At 63.4% G+C, this 18,875-nt stretch carries 15 protein-coding genes and 1 riboswitch; of the genes, 8 read left to right on the top strand and 7 right to left on the bottom strand.

Going from position 1 to position 18,875, the window contains the following annotated elements:
- Nucleotides 1-4: 4 nt before the first annotated feature.
- Nucleotides 5-1,360 carry a glutamine synthetase family protein gene (locus tag AC1D2G_RS10565; RefSeq protein ID WP_379016972.1) on the bottom strand — a complete coding sequence of 452 codons (1,356 nt, stop codon included), beginning with the start codon at nucleotides 1,358-1,360 and terminating at the stop codon, nucleotides 5-7.
- A gap of 342 nt (nucleotides 1,361-1,702) precedes the next feature.
- Between AC1D2G_RS10565 and AC1D2G_RS10560 the strand changes: the two genes are divergently transcribed.
- Nucleotides 1,703-2,515 (top strand): class I SAM-dependent methyltransferase, encoded by an 813-nt coding sequence (locus AC1D2G_RS10560; RefSeq protein ID WP_477413775.1) that lies wholly within the window; start codon nucleotides 1,703-1,705, stop codon nucleotides 2,513-2,515.
- Nucleotides 2,516-2,638: 123 nt separating this feature from the next.
- On the opposite strand, the gene AC1D2G_RS10555 is transcribed toward AC1D2G_RS10560, so the two are convergent.
- Nucleotides 2,639-3,337, bottom strand: a complete 699-nt coding sequence (locus AC1D2G_RS10555) for a GntR family transcriptional regulator (RefSeq protein WP_477300770.1) — start codon at nucleotides 3,335-3,337, stop codon at nucleotides 2,639-2,641.
- Nucleotides 3,338-3,710: 373 nt separating this feature from the next.
- On the opposite strand from AC1D2G_RS10555, the gene ftsZ reads away from it, so the two are divergent.
- From ftsZ to AC1D2G_RS10525, 6 genes are all read left to right on the top strand, one after another.
- Nucleotides 3,711-4,748 carry a cell division protein FtsZ gene (gene ftsZ / locus AC1D2G_RS10550; RefSeq protein WP_095088258.1) on the top strand — a complete coding sequence of 346 codons (1,038 nt, stop codon included), beginning with the start codon at nucleotides 3,711-3,713 and terminating at the stop codon, nucleotides 4,746-4,748.
- A gap of 198 nt (nucleotides 4,749-4,946) precedes the next feature.
- A complete protein-coding gene (locus AC1D2G_RS10545; RefSeq protein WP_477413773.1) occupies nucleotides 4,947-6,329 on the top strand; it encodes an SWIM zinc finger family protein in 1,383 nt (460 codons plus the stop codon).
- Nucleotides 6,326-7,765: a DUF5691 domain-containing protein gene (locus tag AC1D2G_RS10540; RefSeq protein ID WP_477413771.1), complete on the top strand. Its 1,440-nt coding sequence runs from the start codon at nucleotides 6,326-6,328 to the stop codon at nucleotides 7,763-7,765. Before AC1D2G_RS10545 ends, AC1D2G_RS10540 begins: the two co-directional genes overlap by 4 nt.
- Before the next feature lie 19 nt (nucleotides 7,766-7,784).
- The gene (locus tag AC1D2G_RS10535; RefSeq protein WP_477413769.1) at nucleotides 7,785-8,864 is read left to right on the top strand and encodes an ATP-binding protein; all 1,080 of its coding nucleotides are present in this window, start codon (nucleotides 7,785-7,787) and stop codon (nucleotides 8,862-8,864) included.
- Nucleotides 8,865-8,868: 4 nt separating this feature from the next.
- On the top strand, nucleotides 8,869-11,118 hold the full coding sequence (locus AC1D2G_RS10530) for a DUF5682 family protein (protein WP_477413767.1): 2,250 nt from the start codon (nucleotides 8,869-8,871) through the stop codon (nucleotides 11,116-11,118).
- Between the two features lie 10 nt (nucleotides 11,119-11,128).
- Nucleotides 11,129-12,334, top strand: coding sequence for a VWA domain-containing protein (locus tag AC1D2G_RS10525; RefSeq protein WP_477413765.1), 1,206 nt, complete (start codon nucleotides 11,129-11,131; stop codon nucleotides 12,332-12,334).
- Nucleotides 12,335-12,399: 65 nt separating this feature from the next.
- Here the strand turns inward: AC1D2G_RS10525 and fba are convergent, their stop codons facing one another.
- From fba to AC1D2G_RS10510, 3 genes are all read right to left on the bottom strand, one after another.
- The gene (gene fba / locus AC1D2G_RS10520; protein ID WP_477225929.1) at nucleotides 12,400-13,464 is read right to left on the bottom strand and encodes a class II fructose-bisphosphate aldolase; all 1,065 of its coding nucleotides are present in this window, start codon (nucleotides 13,462-13,464) and stop codon (nucleotides 12,400-12,402) included.
- Nucleotides 13,465-13,627: 163 nt separating this feature from the next.
- Nucleotides 13,628-14,101: a 6,7-dimethyl-8-ribityllumazine synthase gene (locus tag AC1D2G_RS10515; protein WP_477413763.1), complete on the bottom strand. Its 474-nt coding sequence runs from the start codon at nucleotides 14,099-14,101 to the stop codon at nucleotides 13,628-13,630.
- Between the two features lie 76 nt (nucleotides 14,102-14,177).
- A riboswitch (FMN riboswitch) is annotated at nucleotides 14,178-14,325 on the bottom strand.
- A gap of 195 nt (nucleotides 14,326-14,520) precedes the next feature.
- On the bottom strand, nucleotides 14,521-15,696 hold the full coding sequence (locus AC1D2G_RS10510; RefSeq protein ID WP_477413761.1) for an MFS transporter: 1,176 nt from the start codon (nucleotides 15,694-15,696) through the stop codon (nucleotides 14,521-14,523).
- Nucleotides 15,697-15,744: 48 nt separating this feature from the next.
- Here AC1D2G_RS10510 and AC1D2G_RS10505 point away from each other — a divergent pair, with 48 nt between their 5' ends.
- On the top strand, nucleotides 15,745-16,284 hold the full coding sequence (locus AC1D2G_RS10505; RefSeq protein ID WP_095088168.1) for an Lrp/AsnC family transcriptional regulator: 540 nt from the start codon (nucleotides 15,745-15,747) through the stop codon (nucleotides 16,282-16,284).
- Between the two features lie 122 nt (nucleotides 16,285-16,406).
- On the opposite strand, the gene mtnA is transcribed toward AC1D2G_RS10505, so the two are convergent.
- Nucleotides 16,407-17,501 carry an S-methyl-5-thioribose-1-phosphate isomerase gene (gene mtnA / locus AC1D2G_RS10500; RefSeq protein ID WP_477413759.1) on the bottom strand — a complete coding sequence of 365 codons (1,095 nt, stop codon included), beginning with the start codon at nucleotides 17,499-17,501 and terminating at the stop codon, nucleotides 16,407-16,409.
- A complete protein-coding gene (gene mtnK, locus AC1D2G_RS10495; protein ID WP_477393809.1) occupies nucleotides 17,498-18,769 on the bottom strand; it encodes an S-methyl-5-thioribose kinase in 1,272 nt (423 codons plus the stop codon). Before mtnK ends, mtnA begins: the two co-directional genes overlap by 4 nt.
- Nucleotides 18,770-18,875: the final 106 nt, after the last annotated feature.

Genomic DNA, 18,875 nt, shown 5'->3' with positions numbered 1-18,875 from the left:
TGCTTCAAACGCTTTCCAGATAGGTCTCGATCTCGAAGTCGCTGACATTGAGGGCGAACGTATTCAACTCCTGGCGTTTGCAGGCGACAAAGGAGTCGCGCAGGATCGCCGGAAAGATCTCGGCCACATGTGTTCCGCTCTCAAAACTGGCGATCGCCGATGCCCAGTCCGGCGGCAGCTTGGCCGGCACAAGCCCTTGTCCGTCGCTCCCGGTCGGATCGCCAGGCGACATCTGCCTTTCAATGCCGATCAGCGCGGCGCCCAATATGGCGGCAAGCACCAGATAGGGATTGGCATCCGCTCCCGAAACGCGATGCTCGATGCGACGCGCGCCGGTCGGGCCGCCGGGAATGCGGATCGCGACCATGCGGTTCTCGTAGCCCCAGGCCACGGCGGTCGGCGCATAGGATCTCGGACGCAGCCTTCGGTATGAATTGAAGTGCGGCGCGAACACCAGCGTGCTCTCGGCCATCGCGGCGAGCAGGCCACCGACCGCATGGCGCATGATCTCCGAACCCTGATCCGTGCCGTCGTCGAAAACGTTGCGCCCTTCGGCGTCGGTCAGGCTGAAGTGGACGTGAAAGCCGTTGCCAGCGCGGTCGCCATAGGGCTTGGCCATGAAACAGGCAGCAAAGCCGTGCTTGCGGGCGATGCCCTTCACCGTGCGCTTGAACAATACGGCATCATCAGCCGCCCGCAGGGCGTCGGCGACGTGGTTCAGATTGATCTCGAACTGGCCGACGCCATTTTCGGCAATGGCCGTGTCGACGGGAATGCCTTGCGTTCGGCAGGCTTCGTAGACGTCGTGGATGAAAGACTCGAAGTCGTCGATCTCGTCGATCGACAGCGCCGCATCGGAATCGAGCCGGCGCCCGGTGACCGGCGAGACGGGCCCGACCGGCCGCTGCGACTGCGGATCGACGAGGTAGAATTCGAGTTCCGTCGCCGCGACCGGGGTCAATCCCAAGGCCTTGTAGCGATCGAGAATGCGGGCCAACGCCCGCCGTGGATCGCCAAGATACGGCGCGCCGGTTTCGTCAGCGAGCCAGAGCGGGACAAGCGCCGTCGGATGCGCCGTCCAGGCCACCGGGAGAATGCCGCGTCCTGTCCATTGGCAAAGCCCGTCGGCGTCGCCTGTCGAGAAAACCAGCGTGTTGCCTTCGATGTCTTCGCCCCAGATGTCGAGCCCTATCAGGGAGTAAGGCATGCGCAGCTTGCCTTCGAGCGCCTTGCGCGCCTGCTCTACCGGGATGCGCTTGCCGCGCATGACGCCGTTGAGGTCGCACACAGCCGCCCTCAGGCTCTGGATGTCGTTCCTGCTTTCAAGCCAGTTCAAAACGTCCGCAATTGCATCGCTCAATTTGTAACCTCTGGTTTTTGAAGGTGCCGCAGCCTGATCGGCTACACTGTCCCTGGTAAAAATAGCTCGTGAGTTTTCGAAAACGAAACCTGACCATTGCCAGGCGTTTTTCTTATTTTTTCAAGTCACTAGCCGGGATGTCGGGAGGCATTTCAAAACCAATTGCGCGATCTGCGATCGCAACATAGAGGCAAGAAGACGGAAAGCCAAGGGGGCATTTGAACTGCCGCGGTTCACCGCCGACATAGCCGCATATGCTGTTGGAGCCTCTGGGTCAAAAGCGACCAGGCCGACAATTATGTGCTAGTCTCGAGCGCTTTTGAATGATGGCGGGTGGCGGTGATGTCAGAAACGGACAAGGTGTTCGCGGGCTCGATTCCGGAAAACTACGACCGCTATATGGTGCCGTTGATTTTCGAGCCGTTCGCCGCGGATCTTGCACGACGAGCAGCGTCCCTGTCGCCAAGTGCCGTCTTGGAGATCGCCGCGGGCACCGGGGTCGTCACCCGCGCATTGGCGCCAAAACTGTCCACGAGCGCAAGCTATGTCGTCACCGACCTCAACCAGCCGATGCTCGACTACGCCGCTTCGCAACAAGGTCCCGACAGTCGCATCGAATGGCGCCAGGCGGACGCTTTGGCACTACCGTTCGAAGATGCGGCCTTCGACCTCGTTTGTTGTCAGTTCGGCGCGATGTTCTTTCCCGATCGCCCGTCTGGCTACCGCGAAGCAAAGCGGGTCCTGAAGCCCGGTGGTCATTTTTTGTTCAACGTATGGGATCGCCTCGAGGAGAATGTCTTCGCCAACGATGTGACGAATGCTCTCGCAAGGATGTTTCCGAACGATCCGCCGCGCTTTATGGCGCGCACGCCACACGGCTACCACGATACGGCCCTGATCCGTAGCGAACTGGAGGACGCGGGCTTCTCCCGTGTGGTGATCGAGACGAGAGCCGAACAAAGTCGTGCATCCTCGCCGCGCCTTGCGGCCGTTGCTTATTGCCAGGGAACTCCTCTTCGCAACGAAATCGAGGCCAGGGGCGCGAGAGAACTGGAAGCTGCAACCGACTGCGCGGCCTCCGCGATTGCGGACAGGCATGGCCGCGGCGAGATTGCCGCCAAAATTCAGGCCCACGTGATCATGGCCGTGGTCTAGCGCCCTAGAGCAACTCCAGGAAAAGTGTGAAACGGTTTTCCCGGGAAAAGCGCGTAGCGCCTTTCCTCAGGGAATTGCGTCAAAACAAAGAGATAGAGCCGTTCGGCGTTTCCGTGAAACGCTCTAGGCTCTCGGTTCCGGAAACCGCGCCTGCTGGAGAATATGCGTGGCGCCCTCGTCGATGTCGCGAACGATGGCCGAGCGCGCGCGCTCCCCGTCCTGGGCCTCGATCGCCGCGACGACCTCCTCGTGATAGTCGATGTCGAGGATAGAGGCGAGATCGTCCTCGAACCCCATGGCCAGGTTCCTCAGAAAAGGGCCGACCTGCATCCAGACGGTTTCGATCAGGAAGATCATCTGCTCGTTGCCGCAATGGCGATAGATCGAGAATTTGAAGTCGTAGTTCTTCCGCAGATAGTCATCGATATCGCCCTTGCGGGCCGCCAAAGTCAGGTCGGTGGAGTGGCGTCGGATCGTCCGCAGGTTGTTGCCGTTGATGAGCTTTGTCGCAAATTCGGTCGCCGAGCCTTCGAGGATCGTCCGCACGGCGGTCAACTGCGAAAATCGCTCTGCCGAAATGACTGGCACTTCCACGCTGCCGTTCGGCATCGGGCTCAGCGCCCGCAGCGCCTGCAGCCGCATGAAGGCACTGCGCACCGGCATGTCGCTGGTGCCGAGTTCCTTGGCGAGCTTGCGCGAGGTCAGCTTCTGGCCGGGCAAGAACTGGCCGGACATCAGGGCTCTGACAAGCTCCAGATAGACCTTCTCATGCAAGGGGACGGTGTCGACGGCGGTCAACCCGAATTGTGTTTTGTCGGCCATTGGCGGGGGGCGCTACTTCATTCGTTCTGAAATTGACCCTGACGACATCAGCCGCAGATAGTCTTGGTTGGCCGAACGCGGCGAGAACGCCGAAGTCAGCGACTTCTCGGCCGGCATGATAGACGCACCGATCGCAGCGCCGCAAGCCGTGTCGGCACAGCCGGGGCCCTGGTTGCCGGCGTCCATGCTACGGTGTGCAAAACCATCATCACAAAACTTGACCTTGCTTGCACTTGCACCTCTGGCCGCTCTCTGGCTTTTTGAGGTACCTATCCGAACGGACTGATTCGCGTCATGCCGCTCGATTGCAATCTCCCCAGGGAGTCTGCGGATGGGTCGTGAAGCGCGCGCAATTGGCGAAGGAGAAACAGGCATGGCCGAGTTCAAGAAGCCCGAAATCTCCGAAATGAGACCCAAGATCACCGTTATCGGCGTCGGCGGTGGCGGCGGCAACGCCGTCAACAACATGATCGCGGAGCAGCTTCAGGGGACCGAATTCATCGCCGCCAACACCGACGCGCAGGCGCTGACCATGTCGAAGGCAACGCGGCTGATCCAGCTTGGCGCGCATGTCACAGAAGGGTTGGGCGCCGGATCGCTTCCCGAGATAGGCCGCGCCGCGGCCGAGGAATCGCTCGACGAGATCATGGATCATCTGGCAGGCACGCATATGTGTTTCGTCACCGCCGGGATGGGCGGCGGCACGGGAACCGGCGCTGCTCCGATCATTGCCCAGGCGGCGCGCAAGGCCGGCATCCTGACGGTGGGCGTCGTCACCAAGCCTTTCGCTTTCGAGGGCAGGCGCCGCATGCAGATGGCCGAAGAGGGCATCGAGCGGCTGCGCGAAAGCGCCGACACGGTGATCGTCATCCCGAATCAGAACCTGTTCCGGATCGCCGATGCCAAGACCACCTTCGCCGATGCGTTCGTCATTGCCGACCGCGTGCTTTATTCTGGCGTCAGCTGCATCACCGATCTCATCGTTAAGGAAGGCCTGATCAATCTCGACTTCGCCGATGTCAAATCGGTGATGCGCGACATGGGCCGCGCCATGATGGGAACCGGCGAGGCCTCCGGCGACGGCCGGGCGATGAAGGCGGCGGAAGCCGCGATCGCCAACCCATTGCTGGACGAAGTGTCGATGAAGGGCGCCAAGGGTGTCCTGGTCTCGATATCGGGCGGCAGGGATATGACCCTGTTCGAGGTCGACGAGGCCGCCACCCGCATCCGCGAAGAGGTCTATGAGGACGCCGACATCATCGTCGGCGCCATCTTCGACAAGAGCATGGAAGGCCGCTTCAGGGTTTCTGTGGTGGCGACCGGGCTCGATCGCGCCTTTGGGGCAGAGGACGCCGATGCCGGCATCGCCCGGGGCCATGTCGGCCAGCCGCCAGCGCGGACGCTTCAGTAGCCATCTTCTCGCACTTCCTGGCAAATGTTGCCTGACAACGCTGTGGCCTGCGTATCGGCTTTGCTCAGCGCACTCTAACTTGCGGCCCGCTGTATCGGTCCCTATCCCTCTGCTGCTACAAGAATCCTTCACAGACGGCCATCTATACTGGCAACCGGCATTCGTTCGAGCGACGAGAGGCGCGGCTTGGAATTTGACTTGAAAACCATCGAGGCGCTTGCGCCCGACCAGGCGTCGTTGAGCGCCGCTTCCAAGTTGACCAAGCAATCGAACTGGCCCCGGCTCGAAAAGAACAAAGAGCTGGCTCTCATCTGGGGGGAATGTCAGGGTTCCGGGTCCAATCCCTACCGCGTGGTCGTCGACACCGGCGACCATGGTTACAAATGCACCTGCCCGTCGCGGAAATTTCCCTGCAAGCACACTTTGGCGCTGATGTGGATCGCCGCCACCACGCCGGCCAGCTTTGCCGCGGCCGGCTCGACGCCGGAATGGGTGAACGATTGGCTGAGCCGTCGCAGGAAGACCACGTCGCAACCTGTGGAACCGACACAAGGTGCGGGAGGCAAGAGCATCGGCGAAGCCGCGCGCGACGAAAGCTCTGTCGTCGAGGACGCGGCCGCGGTTGAGCGCCGCGAGGCAGCGCAGCGCAAGCGGGCAGAAGACACGCGATCCGCCGTGTCGGCGGGACTGGATGAACTCGATCAATGGATCGCCGACCAGTTGCGGCTTGGCCTTGCCGGCTTTGTCGACAACAGCAGCGATCGTTGCCGCCGGATTGCCGCGCGGCTGGTCGACATGAAGGCGACGGCACTTGCCGGCCGCATCGACGAGATACCGTCTAGGTTGATGGCGTTGCGCAGCGAGGAACGGCCGGACGCGGCGATCCGCGAACTCGGCAAGCTTGTGCTGCTGGCCAAAGCCTGGCGGTCGGCACCCGATGACCCGGAACTGAGGCGGCTCGTCTCGACCTCCGAGAGCCGCGAACAGGTGCTGGCCAATCGCGATGCGACCCAGGTCGAAAGCGCTTGGGAAGTTATCGGCGAGAAGATCGAATCTCGCCGTGACGGTCTTGTCAGCCATTCGACCTGGCTGCTCGACCTGAACAGCGCCAGCTCGCAATTTGCCCTGCTGCTCGACTTTTTTCCGGCGTCGGCCGGTCGCCGGTCGAACGCGTTCACGCCGGGCGATCGTTTCGAAGCCCGGCTGATCTTCTATCCGGCGCGCCAGCCGCTGCGGGCATTGGTGGCGGACCGCAGGGGTGACGTCTCGTCCGGCGCGTGGCCCGATTTCGGCGTTAACGCGTCGGATCCGCTGGCGGCCCATGTTGCCCGCCAGGACGCCGCGCCCTGGGTTACCGATTGCCCCGTCATGCTGCCGCCCGGAGCGATCCTGCTGGACGATCGCGGTGCCGCCTGGTGGCAGGCCGCCGGCGATCCGCACGGCATCGCCTTGCCAATCGCCGACACCGTCAATCCAACGCTGCTTGGGCTGGACCTCAAGGCAACGGCCGCACTTTGGAACGGCAGCCGGCTTGAACTCCTGGCGGCGCAAAGCGGGTTCGGGAGGCTGGATCTGTCATGAATGAGATCGAGCAGACCGGCCTGGCGACCATGCGCGACTGCTGGATAACCGGCGGCGCCACCTTCGACCTGGCTCCGGCTGCATGGCAGCAGATCGCCAGCAGTGCAAACCCCGACGAGCGCGAGCGCCGGTTGCTGGCAATCGCCGCGCAGGCCCTCGACGTTGCCTTGCGGCCAGCCGCGCCGAAGATGCTGAAACAACGCCCGCCACTGCCTGAACTTGCCTTGCCCATGCTGCCGGAGCGGCTGCGGCCGCTTTTGCGAGCCGCGCTGAAGCATGCAACTGACGCAAGGACCAAGACACGCGTGGCCACGCTCGTCGCCAGCCGAGGCTTCGTGCTGCATCCAATGGATTGGATGCCCTCTGCGTCGTATCAGGAAAGTCCGGACGTTTATGCCCCCTGGGTCGATTGGCAAGCAGGTGTGGATGGCGAGAAACAATCCCGCCGGGAACAACTGACCGTGGAAACCTGGGATGATTTCTATCCCGCTGCGCGCCGTACCGCGCTGGCCGATATGCGCCGCACCGCTCCGGCGCTGGCCAGGCAACTGATCGAGGCCAAGGGATCAAGTGAGCCGGCGGAGATCAGATCTGCACTCATCGAACTCATGCGCTTCGGCTTGGGCGCCGATGACGTGCCATTCTTGAAGAGCCTCTCTGCCGATCGCTCCGGCAGGGTGCGCGAACTGGCTGGCCGGCTGCTGGCAAGGTTGGGAGAGCATGGCAACCCAGGCGATGACGGGACGGAAGATCCGACAGCCGAGCTCGCCGCCTTCATCGCGGAAGGCAAATCCGGCTTCATCCGCCGCCGCACCACCTATACACCGATAAGACTCAAGGCGCCCGCGCAGGAAGCACGCCGCGGCGACTTGTTTGCCACCTGTTACCTGGGCGATCTTGCTGCCCACTTCGGCGTTACCGAGTCCGATTTCCTCGGGGCATGGCAGTTCGGCGTCGACGACAATGCCGATCTCTTCCTCGTTCGAATGGTCTCGGTGTCCGGCAGTGATGCAGCGGTGGCGCATTTGGCCGATACGCTTGGCGCCGGAGGCGGCAAGCCGGCGCTTCTCGTCCTCCATCTCATGGCGCGCCTGGACAGCGGCAGGAAGCGCGTCTTGATCAGACAAATCCTGAAAGACACGTACGATCTTCACGCGCTCATCCAGGTCGAAGGCATCGAAGCAGGCTGGCTGGAATGGGTCGACCTGACAAACGGCCAGACGCTCCCGGCATTGCGTTCCGCGGTTGCGGGAAACGACGAGCCGGTGAAGCGAAGCGCCGACCAGACACTGGAAAATTTGGGCTTTCTGGCGACAGCGGCGACGGCGGAAAAATTGATCGGGGATGTCGTTGCGGCCGGCATGGCGCCGGCGGCGCCTTCGCTCGGTCTCCTGCGCCTCAATGCGGCATTGGCCGGGCCTGGAATCGACACATGATCACTCGGGAGAACAGCAAATGAACGCAGTCATCCGTCTTCCGGTCGAGCAGGCCTACGCCGCCGAGTTGCAGGCCCTCTCGCGCAATGACGACCGGCAAAAGCCCGCCGGATGGAGCCTTTCGCCCAAGGCGGTTCTCACCTATCTGCTCGGCGGAAAGGCCGACGACGGGACGCTGATAACGCCAAAATATGTCGGCCGCCGCCGGCTGATGGAGACCGCCGTGGCGACGCTCGCCACCGACCGCGCGCTGTTGCTGCTCGGCGTCCCAGGCACCGCCAAATCCTGGGTGTCGGAGCATCTCGCCGCCGCCATCATGGGCGACTCGACATTGATCGTGCAGTGCACGGCAGGTACCGACGAGAACCAGATCCGCTATGGCTGGAACTACGCGCAGCTTCTGGCCAAGGGCCCGAGCCAGGAGGCGCTGGTGCCGACCCCGCTTTACCGCGCCATGCAGGACGGAAAACTGTGCCGCCTCGAGGAACTGACGCGCATGGGCTCTGATGTGCAGGACACGCTGATCACCGTGCTGTCCGAAAAGATGATGCCGATCCCGGAACTCAACACGTCGATCTACGCGCAGCGCGGTTTCAACATCATCGCCACGGCCAACAACCGTGACAAGGGCGTCAACGAGCTGTCATCGGCATTGAAGCGCCGCTTCAATGTCGTCGTGCTGCCGTTGCCCGAGGATATGGCGGAAGAAGTGGCGATCGTCTCCAAGCGGGTCGGCGAGATGGCCGGCGGCCTCGACCTGCCGGTGCCGAAGAATGTCGGCGAGGAGATCGCCCGCGTCCTGACCATCTTCCGCGAATTGCGCTCCGGTGCCACCGCCGATGGCAAGGTGACGTTGAAGACATCGTCCGGTTCTCTGTCCACGGCGGAGGCCATCGCCACCTTGGTTGGCGGCCTCAGCCAGGCGGCCTGGTTCGACAGCGGCAAGCTCGGCGCAGAAGGCCTGGCTGCCAGCCTGGTCGGCGCGATCGTGAAGGATCCGGTGCAGGACAAGCTGGTGCTGGAAGAATATCTGGAAACAGTGCTCAAGAAGCGGCCGGACTATGCCGGCTATTACGCGGCCTTGAACGCGGCGATCTGACGCCATGGCGCTGAGCGACGTTTCCTATTTCGGCATTCGCCATCACGGGCCCGGCTCCGCCGACAGCCTGGTGCAGGCGTTGCAGGACTTGAAACCGGTCGCCGTGCTGATCGAAGGGCCGGCCGATGCCTCCGCGCTGCTGCCGCTGCTTGCCCGGCCCGAAATGCAGCCGCCGGTGGCGCTGCTCTGCTATCCGGAAGACGATCCGGCTTCGACCAGCTTCTGGCCCTTCGCCGAGTTCTCGCCGGAATACCAGGCGGCCCTGTGGGCTGTCGCCAACAATGCGGCCTTGCGGTTCATCGACCTGCCGTCATCGGCCCGGGTTGTGGCGGTTGATGATGGTGAGGATGCCGATGCCGGCGAAGCGGAATCCGGTGCCGACAACGAGATGGCTCAGCATGTGCGTGACCCGATCGGCACATTGGCGCAAGCCGCCGGCTATGAAGATGGCGAGAGCTGGTGGTCCGATATCATCGAGCAGAACCCGCAGCCGGGTCCCATCTTTGCCGCGATTTCCGATGCCATGACGACGCTACGCGACGGCGAGGGCCCGCTAGCCGAATTCGAGGCCAGGCGTGAAGCGCATATGCGGCTTGAAATCACCGCCGCGCGCAAGGAATTCGAGGGGCCGATCGCAGTCGTTTGCGGCGCCTGGCATGTGCCTGCATTGCTAGCGACGCGACCGCAGAAAGAGGACCAGGCCCTTCTCAAGGGGCTCGCCCGGCGCAAGAGCACGATGACCTGGGCGCCATGGACGGGGCCACGCCTGGCCCTGGGGTTCGGCTATGGCGCTGGTGTCGTCGCGCCCGGCTGGTGCAAGCATCTGTGGCGCACGCGCGGCCGCCACGACGCGGCAACCTTGTGGCTCGCAATGATCGCGGCGGTGCTGAGAGGCAAGGGACATATGGTCTCGACCGCTTCGCTGATCGAAGCCGAACGGCTGGCGCGTGCGCTGGCCGCGATCCGTGAGCGGCCAAAGCCTGGTTTCGAGGAATTGCGCGATGCCGCGATCGCCGCCCTGTTCAACGGCGAAGCGCTGCTTTGGGCGCTGGTCGAAGCCGAGCTGCTGCTGGGCGCCGATGTCGGTGAAATTCCGCCCGACACGCCAATGGCGCCGCTGATCGAGGATCTGCAGCGCAACCAGAAGGCGGCGCGGCTGAAGCCCGAGGCGCTGGAGCGCGAACTCTCGATCGATTTGCGCAGCGAAAGCGGGCTGTTTCGTTCGACATTGTTGCACCGGCTGAACGTGCTTGGCGTGCATTGGGGCAAGTTGACCGACAGCGGACGCAGCCGCGGCACCTTTCGCGAGCGATGGGCGCTCTCGTGGGAGCCGGAATATGCCGTTCGCCTGGTCGAGAACCTGATCTATGGGCCGACCATCGATAAGGCCGCCAATGGCCGGCTGATCCAGATGATCGGCGCGTCGGCCTCTCTCGACGCGCTGGCGGGACTGGTTCAGGGCGCCATCACGGCAAACCTGTCCGAGGCGTCGACCGCCGGTCTCGTGGCATTGGAGGAACGCGCGGCGCACAGCAGCGAGTGCCTGGAAATTCTGGCATCGGTGCCGCCGCTCGCCGGCATCATCCGCTATGGCGAGGCGCGCAAGACGGAAACGGCCCGCCTGTCCGGTCTGCTGGAGCGGCTGATCATCGAAGGCGGGATAGCACTCGCCTATGCCGCCCGCGACCTCGATGACCAGGCTTCGACGACGCTGGTTGGCGCGATGCGCAAGGCCGATGAAGCGATCAGGCTGGTCGAGCCAGGCGAAGACGTGCTGGACGGCTGGCGCAACGGACTGGCTGCGGTGCTCGATGGATCCCGATCGACGGCGCTGGTGGCAGGCTGCGCCGCGCATCTGCTCTACGAAGCCGGCCATCTGTCCGCCGACGCCGCAGCCGGCCTGATCGCGCGGCGCCTGTCGCCGGGAACGCCGGTCATGGAGGCCGCAGGGTTCTTCGAAGGCTTCTTCAGCACCGCCAGTCAACGGCTCATCTATGACGAGGCACTGCGCCGAGCGGTCGATGCCTGGCTCCAATCCCTCGACGAAGATGCCTTCATTGCGCATCTGCCGCTGCTGCGCCGGGTCTTCTCGCATCTGGACTCGATGGAGCGGCGGCGGCTGATCGAAGCGGTGCTCGGCCGCGCCGCACGCCTGCCTGCCGGACTGACACCGACGCCGGATGGCGACGCCGCATGGCGCCGGCATCTGGAACGGCTTGGACCCTTGCTGACGGGCGATGACGGCAATGGATGACGCGGCCGAAATGAACGAACCCGCCACCGAGGACGGACGCGAGCGCCGCTGGCGCCTGGCGATCGGCGCCGATGACGAGAAGTCGACTTCGCTTTCCGACACGGACAAGCGGCTTTCTGCGGCGCTCGATGCACTCTATGGCGATGGCGCCGGCGATGCGGCTGCCGACCCGCGCAGGCGCCGCGGCGGGCTCGGCCGTTCGGCGCCTAGGGTCGCGCAATGGATGGGTGATATCAGGTCGTTCTTTCCCGCGCAGGTCGTGCAGATCGTCCAGAAGGATGCCTTCGAACGCCTCAACCTCAAGCAGATGCTGATGGAGCCCGAGTTCCTCAAGGCGATCGAGGCCGACGTCAATCTCGTTGCCGACCTGATTTCGCTACGCTCGGTCATGCCGGCAAAGACCAAGGACATCGCCCGAACGATCATCGCCGATATCGTCGCCAAGCTGATGCAGCGGCTGGAGCAGAAGACGGCCGAGGCGATACGCGGCGCGGTCGACCGGTCGCAACGCACTAATCGGCCACGCCAGCGCGACATCGATTGGCCGCGGACCATCTCGGCCAACCTTCGCCACTACCAGCCCGAGCATAAAACCATCGTGCCGGAGAAGCTGGTCGGCTTCATGCGCAAACAGCGCCGGCTGGTCGATCTGGACGAGGTCGTGCTGTGCGTCGACCAATCCGGCTCGATGGCAAGCTCGGTGATCTACGCCTCGATATTCGCCGCGGTGATGGCCTCCTTGCCGGTCGTGCGGACCAAGCTCGTCTGCTTCGACACGGCCATCGTCGATCTCACTGAAGAGCTCAGCGATCCCGTAGAAGTCCTGTTCGGCGTGCAGCTGGGCGGCGGCACCGACATCAACCAGGCCGTCGCCTATTGCGCGGAGCGCATCGAACGGCCGACCAAGTCGCATATGGTGCTGATCACCGACCTTTATGAAGGCGGCAACGGCCAGGAATTGCTGCAGCGGCTGGCAGCACTTGTTCGATCCGGCGTCAATGTCGTGGTGCTGCTGGCGCTGACCGACCAGGGCAGGCCTGGTTACGACCCCAAGATGGCAGGCTCCGTTGCCGCGCTCGGCATTCCGGTCTTCGCCTGCACGCCGGATCTGTTTCCAGACATGATGGCGGCGGCATTGCGGCGCGAGGATATCGGCGCATGGGCGGCCGGCGCCGATATCAAGCTTGTCCGCGCCGAGGCAGAGGCGCCGGAATGAAGCACAACACAACAGCCTTCAGAGCCGCCAGCATGTGCTTGGCGGCTCTGGATGGTTGATCGAGCTCAGCCGAATTTCGGGTCGAGACTGCCCGACTTGTAGCGCTTGGCCATTTCGGCCACCGGCAGCGGCTTGATCTTCTGCGCATTGCCGGCGGTGCCGAACTGCTCGAAGCGCTCCTTGCAGAGCTTCCTCATCGCCGCCATGGCCGGCGTCAGGTACTTGCGCGGATCGAACTCGCTCGGATTCTCGGTCAGCACCTTGCGGATGGCGCCGGTCAGCGCCATGCGGTTGTCGGTGTCGATGTTGATCTTGCGCACGCCGTGCTTGATGCCGCGCTGGATCTCCTCGACCGGCACGCCCCAGGTCGGCTTCATCTGGCCGCCATATTTGTTGATGATCTCCTGCAGATCCTCGGGCACCGAGGACGAGCCGTGCATGACCAGATGCATGTTCGGCAGCCTGCGGTGGATCTCCTCGATGACGTTCATGGCCAGCACCGCGCCGTCCGGCTTGCGCGAGAATTTGTAGGCGCCGTGGCTGGTGCCCATGGCAACCGCCAGCGCATCGACATGGGTGTGTTTGACGAATTCCACCGCCTGTTCCGGGTCGGTCAGAAGCTGGTCGTGGCTGATCTCGCCTTCGACGCCGTGGCCGTCTTCCTGCTCGCCCCCACCGCTCTCCAGTGAGCCAAGCACTCCGATCTCGCCTTCGACGGAAACACCGCCCCAATGCGCCATATCGACGACGCGCCGGGTGATGCCGGAATTGTAGGCGTAGTCGGCCGGCGTCTTGCCGTCCTCTTTCAGCGATCCGTCCATCATCACCGATGTGAAGCCGTACTGGATCGCGGTGACGCAGGTGGCTTCGTTGTTGCCGTGGTCAAGATGCATGCAGACAGGGATGTCGGGGTGGATTTCGACCAGCGCGTCGATCAGCTTGGCCAGCACGACGTCATTGGCGTAGGCGCGAGCACCGCGGCTCGCCTGCAGGATCACCGGCGACTTGGTCTCCTCGGCGGCCTCCATGATGGCGAGGCCCTGTTCCATATTGTTCATGTTGAAAGCGGGCACGCCGTAGCCGTATTCGGCGGCGTGGTCGAGCAATTGTCTCAGTGTTATGCGAGCCACCCAATAGTCTCCCGTATCTGGTTTCAAGCGCAACGTCGCGGGCCGGCCGGTCGCCGGTCGGCCCCTGATGCTTCTGGCCGGATTTCAGGCCAACCGCAACCTTCTGCGGTTCTGTCGATCGCAATTCTTGTTGCAGGGCTGAAATCCGGCCGTTTTGGCGATCTCAGGCCGCGATCAGTTCCCGCGCCGCCAGGATCTGCACGCAGGCATTGGCCGCTTCCTTGCCCTTGACGGTGAAGTGCTCGAAGAAGAAGCGGTGATGCTCGGCGCTGTCATGGTAGTTGTGCGGGGTGAGCACCGCCGACAGCACTGGCACGCCGGTCGACAGCTGCACATTCATCATGCCGTCAATGACGGCACTGGCGACGAACTCATGCCGGTAGATGCCGCCGTTGACGACAAACGCCGTACCGAGGATCGCGGCATAGCGGCCGGTCTCGGCCAGGGTCTTGGCGTGCAGCGGAATTTCGTAGGCGCCGGGAACGTCGAAGACATCGACGGCGAAGCGCTCGCCTCCGATGTCAGCCAGTTCCGCCTCGAAGGCCTGCACGCACTGGTCGACGATGTCGGCATGCCAGCGCGCGCGAATGACGGCGATGCGGGTCGTTTCATAGTCTTTGTGGGAATGCTGATTCATGGGTCCATCCTTCCGTTTCGAACCAGAATCAGGACGCACGATACGAAATCCGGCCCGCCGAGACGGTCCGTGTTCCGTTCGCTCTCTTCCATCCGGACTCTAACCGTCGGCTCCGGAATCACACCGGATCTGCTGACCTCTCCGATTTTGCCGGAAAGCGCTCGCGGGCTTGGGTCGAAACCCTTACCGCCGGTGGGGACTTTCACCCCGCCCTGAGAACATTAACGCCGTTTGTATGAAAGGGCAGGGCGCCGCTGTCAATCGTGTGAAAGACGGATGGCCAATACAGTCTGTCAACTGGCGCAATTCCAGGAAAAGCGTGAAGCGGTTTTCCCGGGAAAGCGCATAGCGTTTTCCCTTGGGAATTGCGTCAAAAAAGGAAGAGATAGAGCGGCGTTTCCGCGAAACGATGAACCGCTTTATCGCGTGCGCCACGCCGCCGCCGAAGCGGCAACCAGCATGAGCAATGCCGCAACCGCCGCGCAGGTGGCGAAACCGAAGCTGGAATAGAGCGGGCCGAAGCCCGTGGTGCCGACAAACACCGCCAGATAGGTCACCGCGCTGTTCAAGCCCATGATCGTGCCGCGCCGCGAAGCATCGAGCGCCGACAGGCGCATCACCAGGACGTTCAGTCCGAAATGGTTGGCAAGCCCCCAGACCGCCACCATGGCGATGGTCAGGCCGAAACTGCGACTCGTCGCGGCCATGGCGACATAGACGACGGCGACAAGAAGATAGGCAAATGGCATGACGCGACGGGCGCCCAGGCGATCGATGACGCCGTCGAGGAGAGCAGCCGTGCCGAAGCCGATGCCATAGGCAAGTGCTGCCCATCCGTTGGCGCTGACCGGTCTCCCCAATCCGCTGTGCAGGTGATCACCGAGATAGCCATAGACGCCGTAGAAGGCGGTCATGAAGGCGGCACAGGCGATGAGCAGCGGCACGATGCCGGGAATGCCGAACGCCTCCAGTGGCGTCGGCGCCGGGCCACTCTTCCTGGCGTCGCTCAGTGACGACAGTGTAAGACCGGCCAAGGCAAGCGTTGCCAGCAGCGCGACCGCGGCGAAAACGGCGCGCCAATGCACGAGATCGGCAAGCACGGCCGACAGCGAAACGCCGGCGACCATGCTCAGCGTCCATCCGGTCAGCACGACGCCGATCGTGCCGCTTTCCCGGCCAGGCGGCGCGATGGCCGCGGAACTGGCATAGATGGCCGGCATGGCGACACCGGCAGCAATGCCGGCGAGCATTTGTGCCGCGACCAGCATCATCACCGTCGGTGCCGCCGCGCTGGCGACGAGCGCTATCGCCAGCAACAGCAATGCGCCTTGCAGCATCCGGCGGGCGCCGATCCGGTCGATGTAGCGTGCCAGGAACAGGGCGCTTGCGGAGGTGCCGAGGCCGAACACGGCAGCCGCGATCATGACCACCGGTACGCTGGTCGCAAACGACGCGGCCACGGCCGGTGCGATCGGGCCCAGCACAAGCGAATTCGAGCCGATCACGGCGATGCATCCGGTCAACAGATAAGCGAGCGCCGGGATGGGCGCCCGGGCGTTCGCGGCCAATGGTACAACTTGATCAGCGTTCGACATATGACCATAATGACCGCATTAAATTCTGCGGCAACCGGAGATTTCAGCATGGACGAAGAAACAGATGGCATTCCGCAGAATAGGTCTGCGGCCCGTGAGCTCGACGCAATTGACCGAAAAATATTAGGCGTCCTGGTCGATGACGCGACCGTCAGTTATGCCGAACTCGGTGATCGCGTGGGGCTTTCACCGCCGGCGGCGCACGAACGCGTCAAGCGGCTGCGGCGCAGCGGCGCCATCCGCAACACCGCGGCAATCATCGATCCCCACGCGGTGCGCAAGCCGCTGCTGGCTTTCGTCCACATCGACACCAAGGGCTGGGGAAAGACGCCGGAACTGATGGCGGTTTCACAGTATCCGGAAGTCGAGGAAATCCACACCGTCGCCGGTGACACCTGCATGCTGCTCAAAGTCCGCACCGAAGACACCAGAGCACTCGAAGGCCTGCTGTCACGCCTCTACGAAACGCCGGGCGTCACCTCGACACGCAGCTACGTGGTGCTGTCGACCTATCTCGAGCGGCCGGTACAGCCGGGCGTGACCGCGACGTGGCCGACGCCCAAGCACATGAGCAAGCCGCTTTATTAGCGTTGCGTTCGAAGCCGGGTCTTAGAGCAGTTTACCGGTTCACGGAACCGGCAACCTGCTCTAACTCATTGTTTTGACGCAATTCCGGACGGAAAACCGTTTCACATTTTTCCTGGATTGCTCTAGCCGCGCTCGGGAAACATCGCCTTCAGGCCCTCGCGCGATGCCTTGGCGACGCCGCGTTCGGTGATCAGGCCGGTCACCAGCCGCGCCGGCGTCACGTCGAAGGCCGGGTTCGCCGCGGGTGTCGTCTCGGGCGAGATGCGCACCTGGGCGATCTCGCCGGCAGAGGTCTTGCCCCAGACCAGCGAAACCTCGTCGGCCGAGCGCTGCTCGATCGGTATATCGGCCAGCCCGTCATGCACCGTCCAATCGATGGTCGGCGACGGCAGCGCGACATAGAACGGCACATGATTGTCGGCGGCGGCAAGCGCCTTGAGATAGGTGCCGATCTTGTTGCAGACATCGCCGTCGGCGGTGGTGCGGTCGGTGCCGACGATGACCATGTCGATTTCGCCACGCTGCATCAGGTGGCCGCCGGCATTGTCGACGATCAGCGTGTGCGGCACGCCATGGCCAGCCATCTCCCATGCGGTCAGCTGGGCGCCCTGGTTGCGCGGCCTTGTCTCGTCGACATAGACGTGGACCGGAATGCCGGCCTCGGTTGCCAGGTAGATCGGCGCGGTGGCAGTGCCGTAGTCGACGGTCGCCAGCCAGCCGGCATTGCAGTGGGTCAGGATGTTGACCGGTTCGCCCTTCGGCTTGCGCGCCGCGATAGCCTTGATGATGGCGAGACCGTTCTCGCCGATGGCGCGGTTGAGGCCGACATCCTCGTCGGCGATCTCGCCAGCGCGGCGATAGGCGGCTTCTGCCCGTTGTTCGGGAGGCAGCGGCCTGAGGAAGCGCCGCATCTCGTCCAGTGCCCAGCGCAGATTGATCGCCGTCGGGCGCGTCTCGTGCAAGGTCTCCCAGACCGCATCAAGTGCGGCATCCGATGGATCGTCCGCCATCTGCATGGCGACGCCATAGGCAGCGGTGACGCCAATAAGCGGCGCGCCGCGCACCCACATGTCGCGGATCGCTGTGGCGATGCCGGTGACAGTGTCGATCTTCTCGACGCGGAAATCATGCGGCAGCCAGCGCTGGTCGATGATCTCCACCGAACGCGCGTCGTCGCTCAGCCAGATGGTGCGATAGTGGCGGTCGCCGACGTTCAAATGCTGCTCTCCTGTTCAATCAGCGCGGCCAGGTGATTGACCTCGTCGATGCTGTGGATCTGCCGCCGGTTGACGGCGAGGTGGCGGCCGAATTTCAGCGCCTTGGCCTCACAACTGGCGCGCAGATCCTCGTCGGCAATGGTCTCGAAATCGGCATTGTGGGCGAGGCCGAGGATACGCCGGTGGACCTCGATGCCGGCAAAGCCGAGCAGATCGGTCCAGATCTGGTGCAGCACATGGTCGAGCGCCTGTTCGGCGCCGAGCCTGTCGCCCTGATCCTCGAACAGGCTTTTCTGGTAGAGCATGCCGGTGCGCTCGGTGCGCCACAGATGCGAGAACTCGGCGCGGAACACGACCCAAGTCTCGACGGTCACCGCGAGCAGATAGGCGCGCATGGCGTCGCGCTTGCCACTCTGCTCGTGTCCCCGCTGCGAGAAGAAGGACATCCAGAAATTCGCGAGCAGCATGCCGACATCGAACGCCATCGGGCCGTAAAAGGCGAACTCCGGATCGATCATCCGCGTCTGGCTGTCGGTGACCATGATCGAGCCGGAATGCAGGTCGCCATGCAGCAGCGTTTCGGCATTGGCGGCGAATATGTGCTTCAGCCTTTGTGCCTCGACCTTGAGGTCGCGGTCGGCGCGCAGCTCTGCGACGAGGTCGTCCAATTGCGGGCTGGTGTGCCGGTTCATCCTGGCGTCGAAATAGGGGTCCGAGAACACCAGGTTCTCGGTGATGTCGCAGAGTTCGACATTGTCGGCGAACAGCGCCAGGTCGGCCTTGCGGTCCTTGGCTGCCATATGCAGGTCGGAGCCGCGAAACAGGGTGCGGGCCATGAACAGGCCGATATCCCTCGCAATGTTCGGCAGCTGCCGGCCTTCGATCAGCGCCCGCCGCAGGATGATGTGTGGCGACAGATATTCCATGATGATCAGCGCCTGGCCTTCATCGAAATGGTAGATCGCCGGCACCGAGCCCGGCGCGCGCGCCTCTTGCCGGGTCAGCGCATGGTATTCGAAGAACGAGCGCTTCAGCGGCAGTGGCCAGCTGTCGCCGACCAGGCGGACATAGGGCAGGGCCTGCTTGACCACCGCTGCACCGCTGGCGCCTTCGACGATGAACACCAGGTTCAGATTGCCGTCGCCGACCTCGCGGACCTTCCACGCGCTCGTGTCCTTGCCGATCCGCGCGCGCAACGCCTCGTTGTCGCCAAGACGGCTCGGGAGCGTCTCGACCGACAGTGCTTCGAACTGCAATTTTCCAGTCATCGTCATCCTCCCGCATATGCGCTCCGAACATAACGGAGGCATGGCGGCCGGGCCAAGCTAGGAAGCGATCTGGCAATTGTCAATCGTGTTGACAATTGCCGATGTA

This window comes from Mesorhizobium sp. P2_C7, assembly GCF_056404515.1.
Note: the sequence above shows the minus strand (reverse complement) of the source record. Positions and strands in the feature narration are given on the sequence as shown.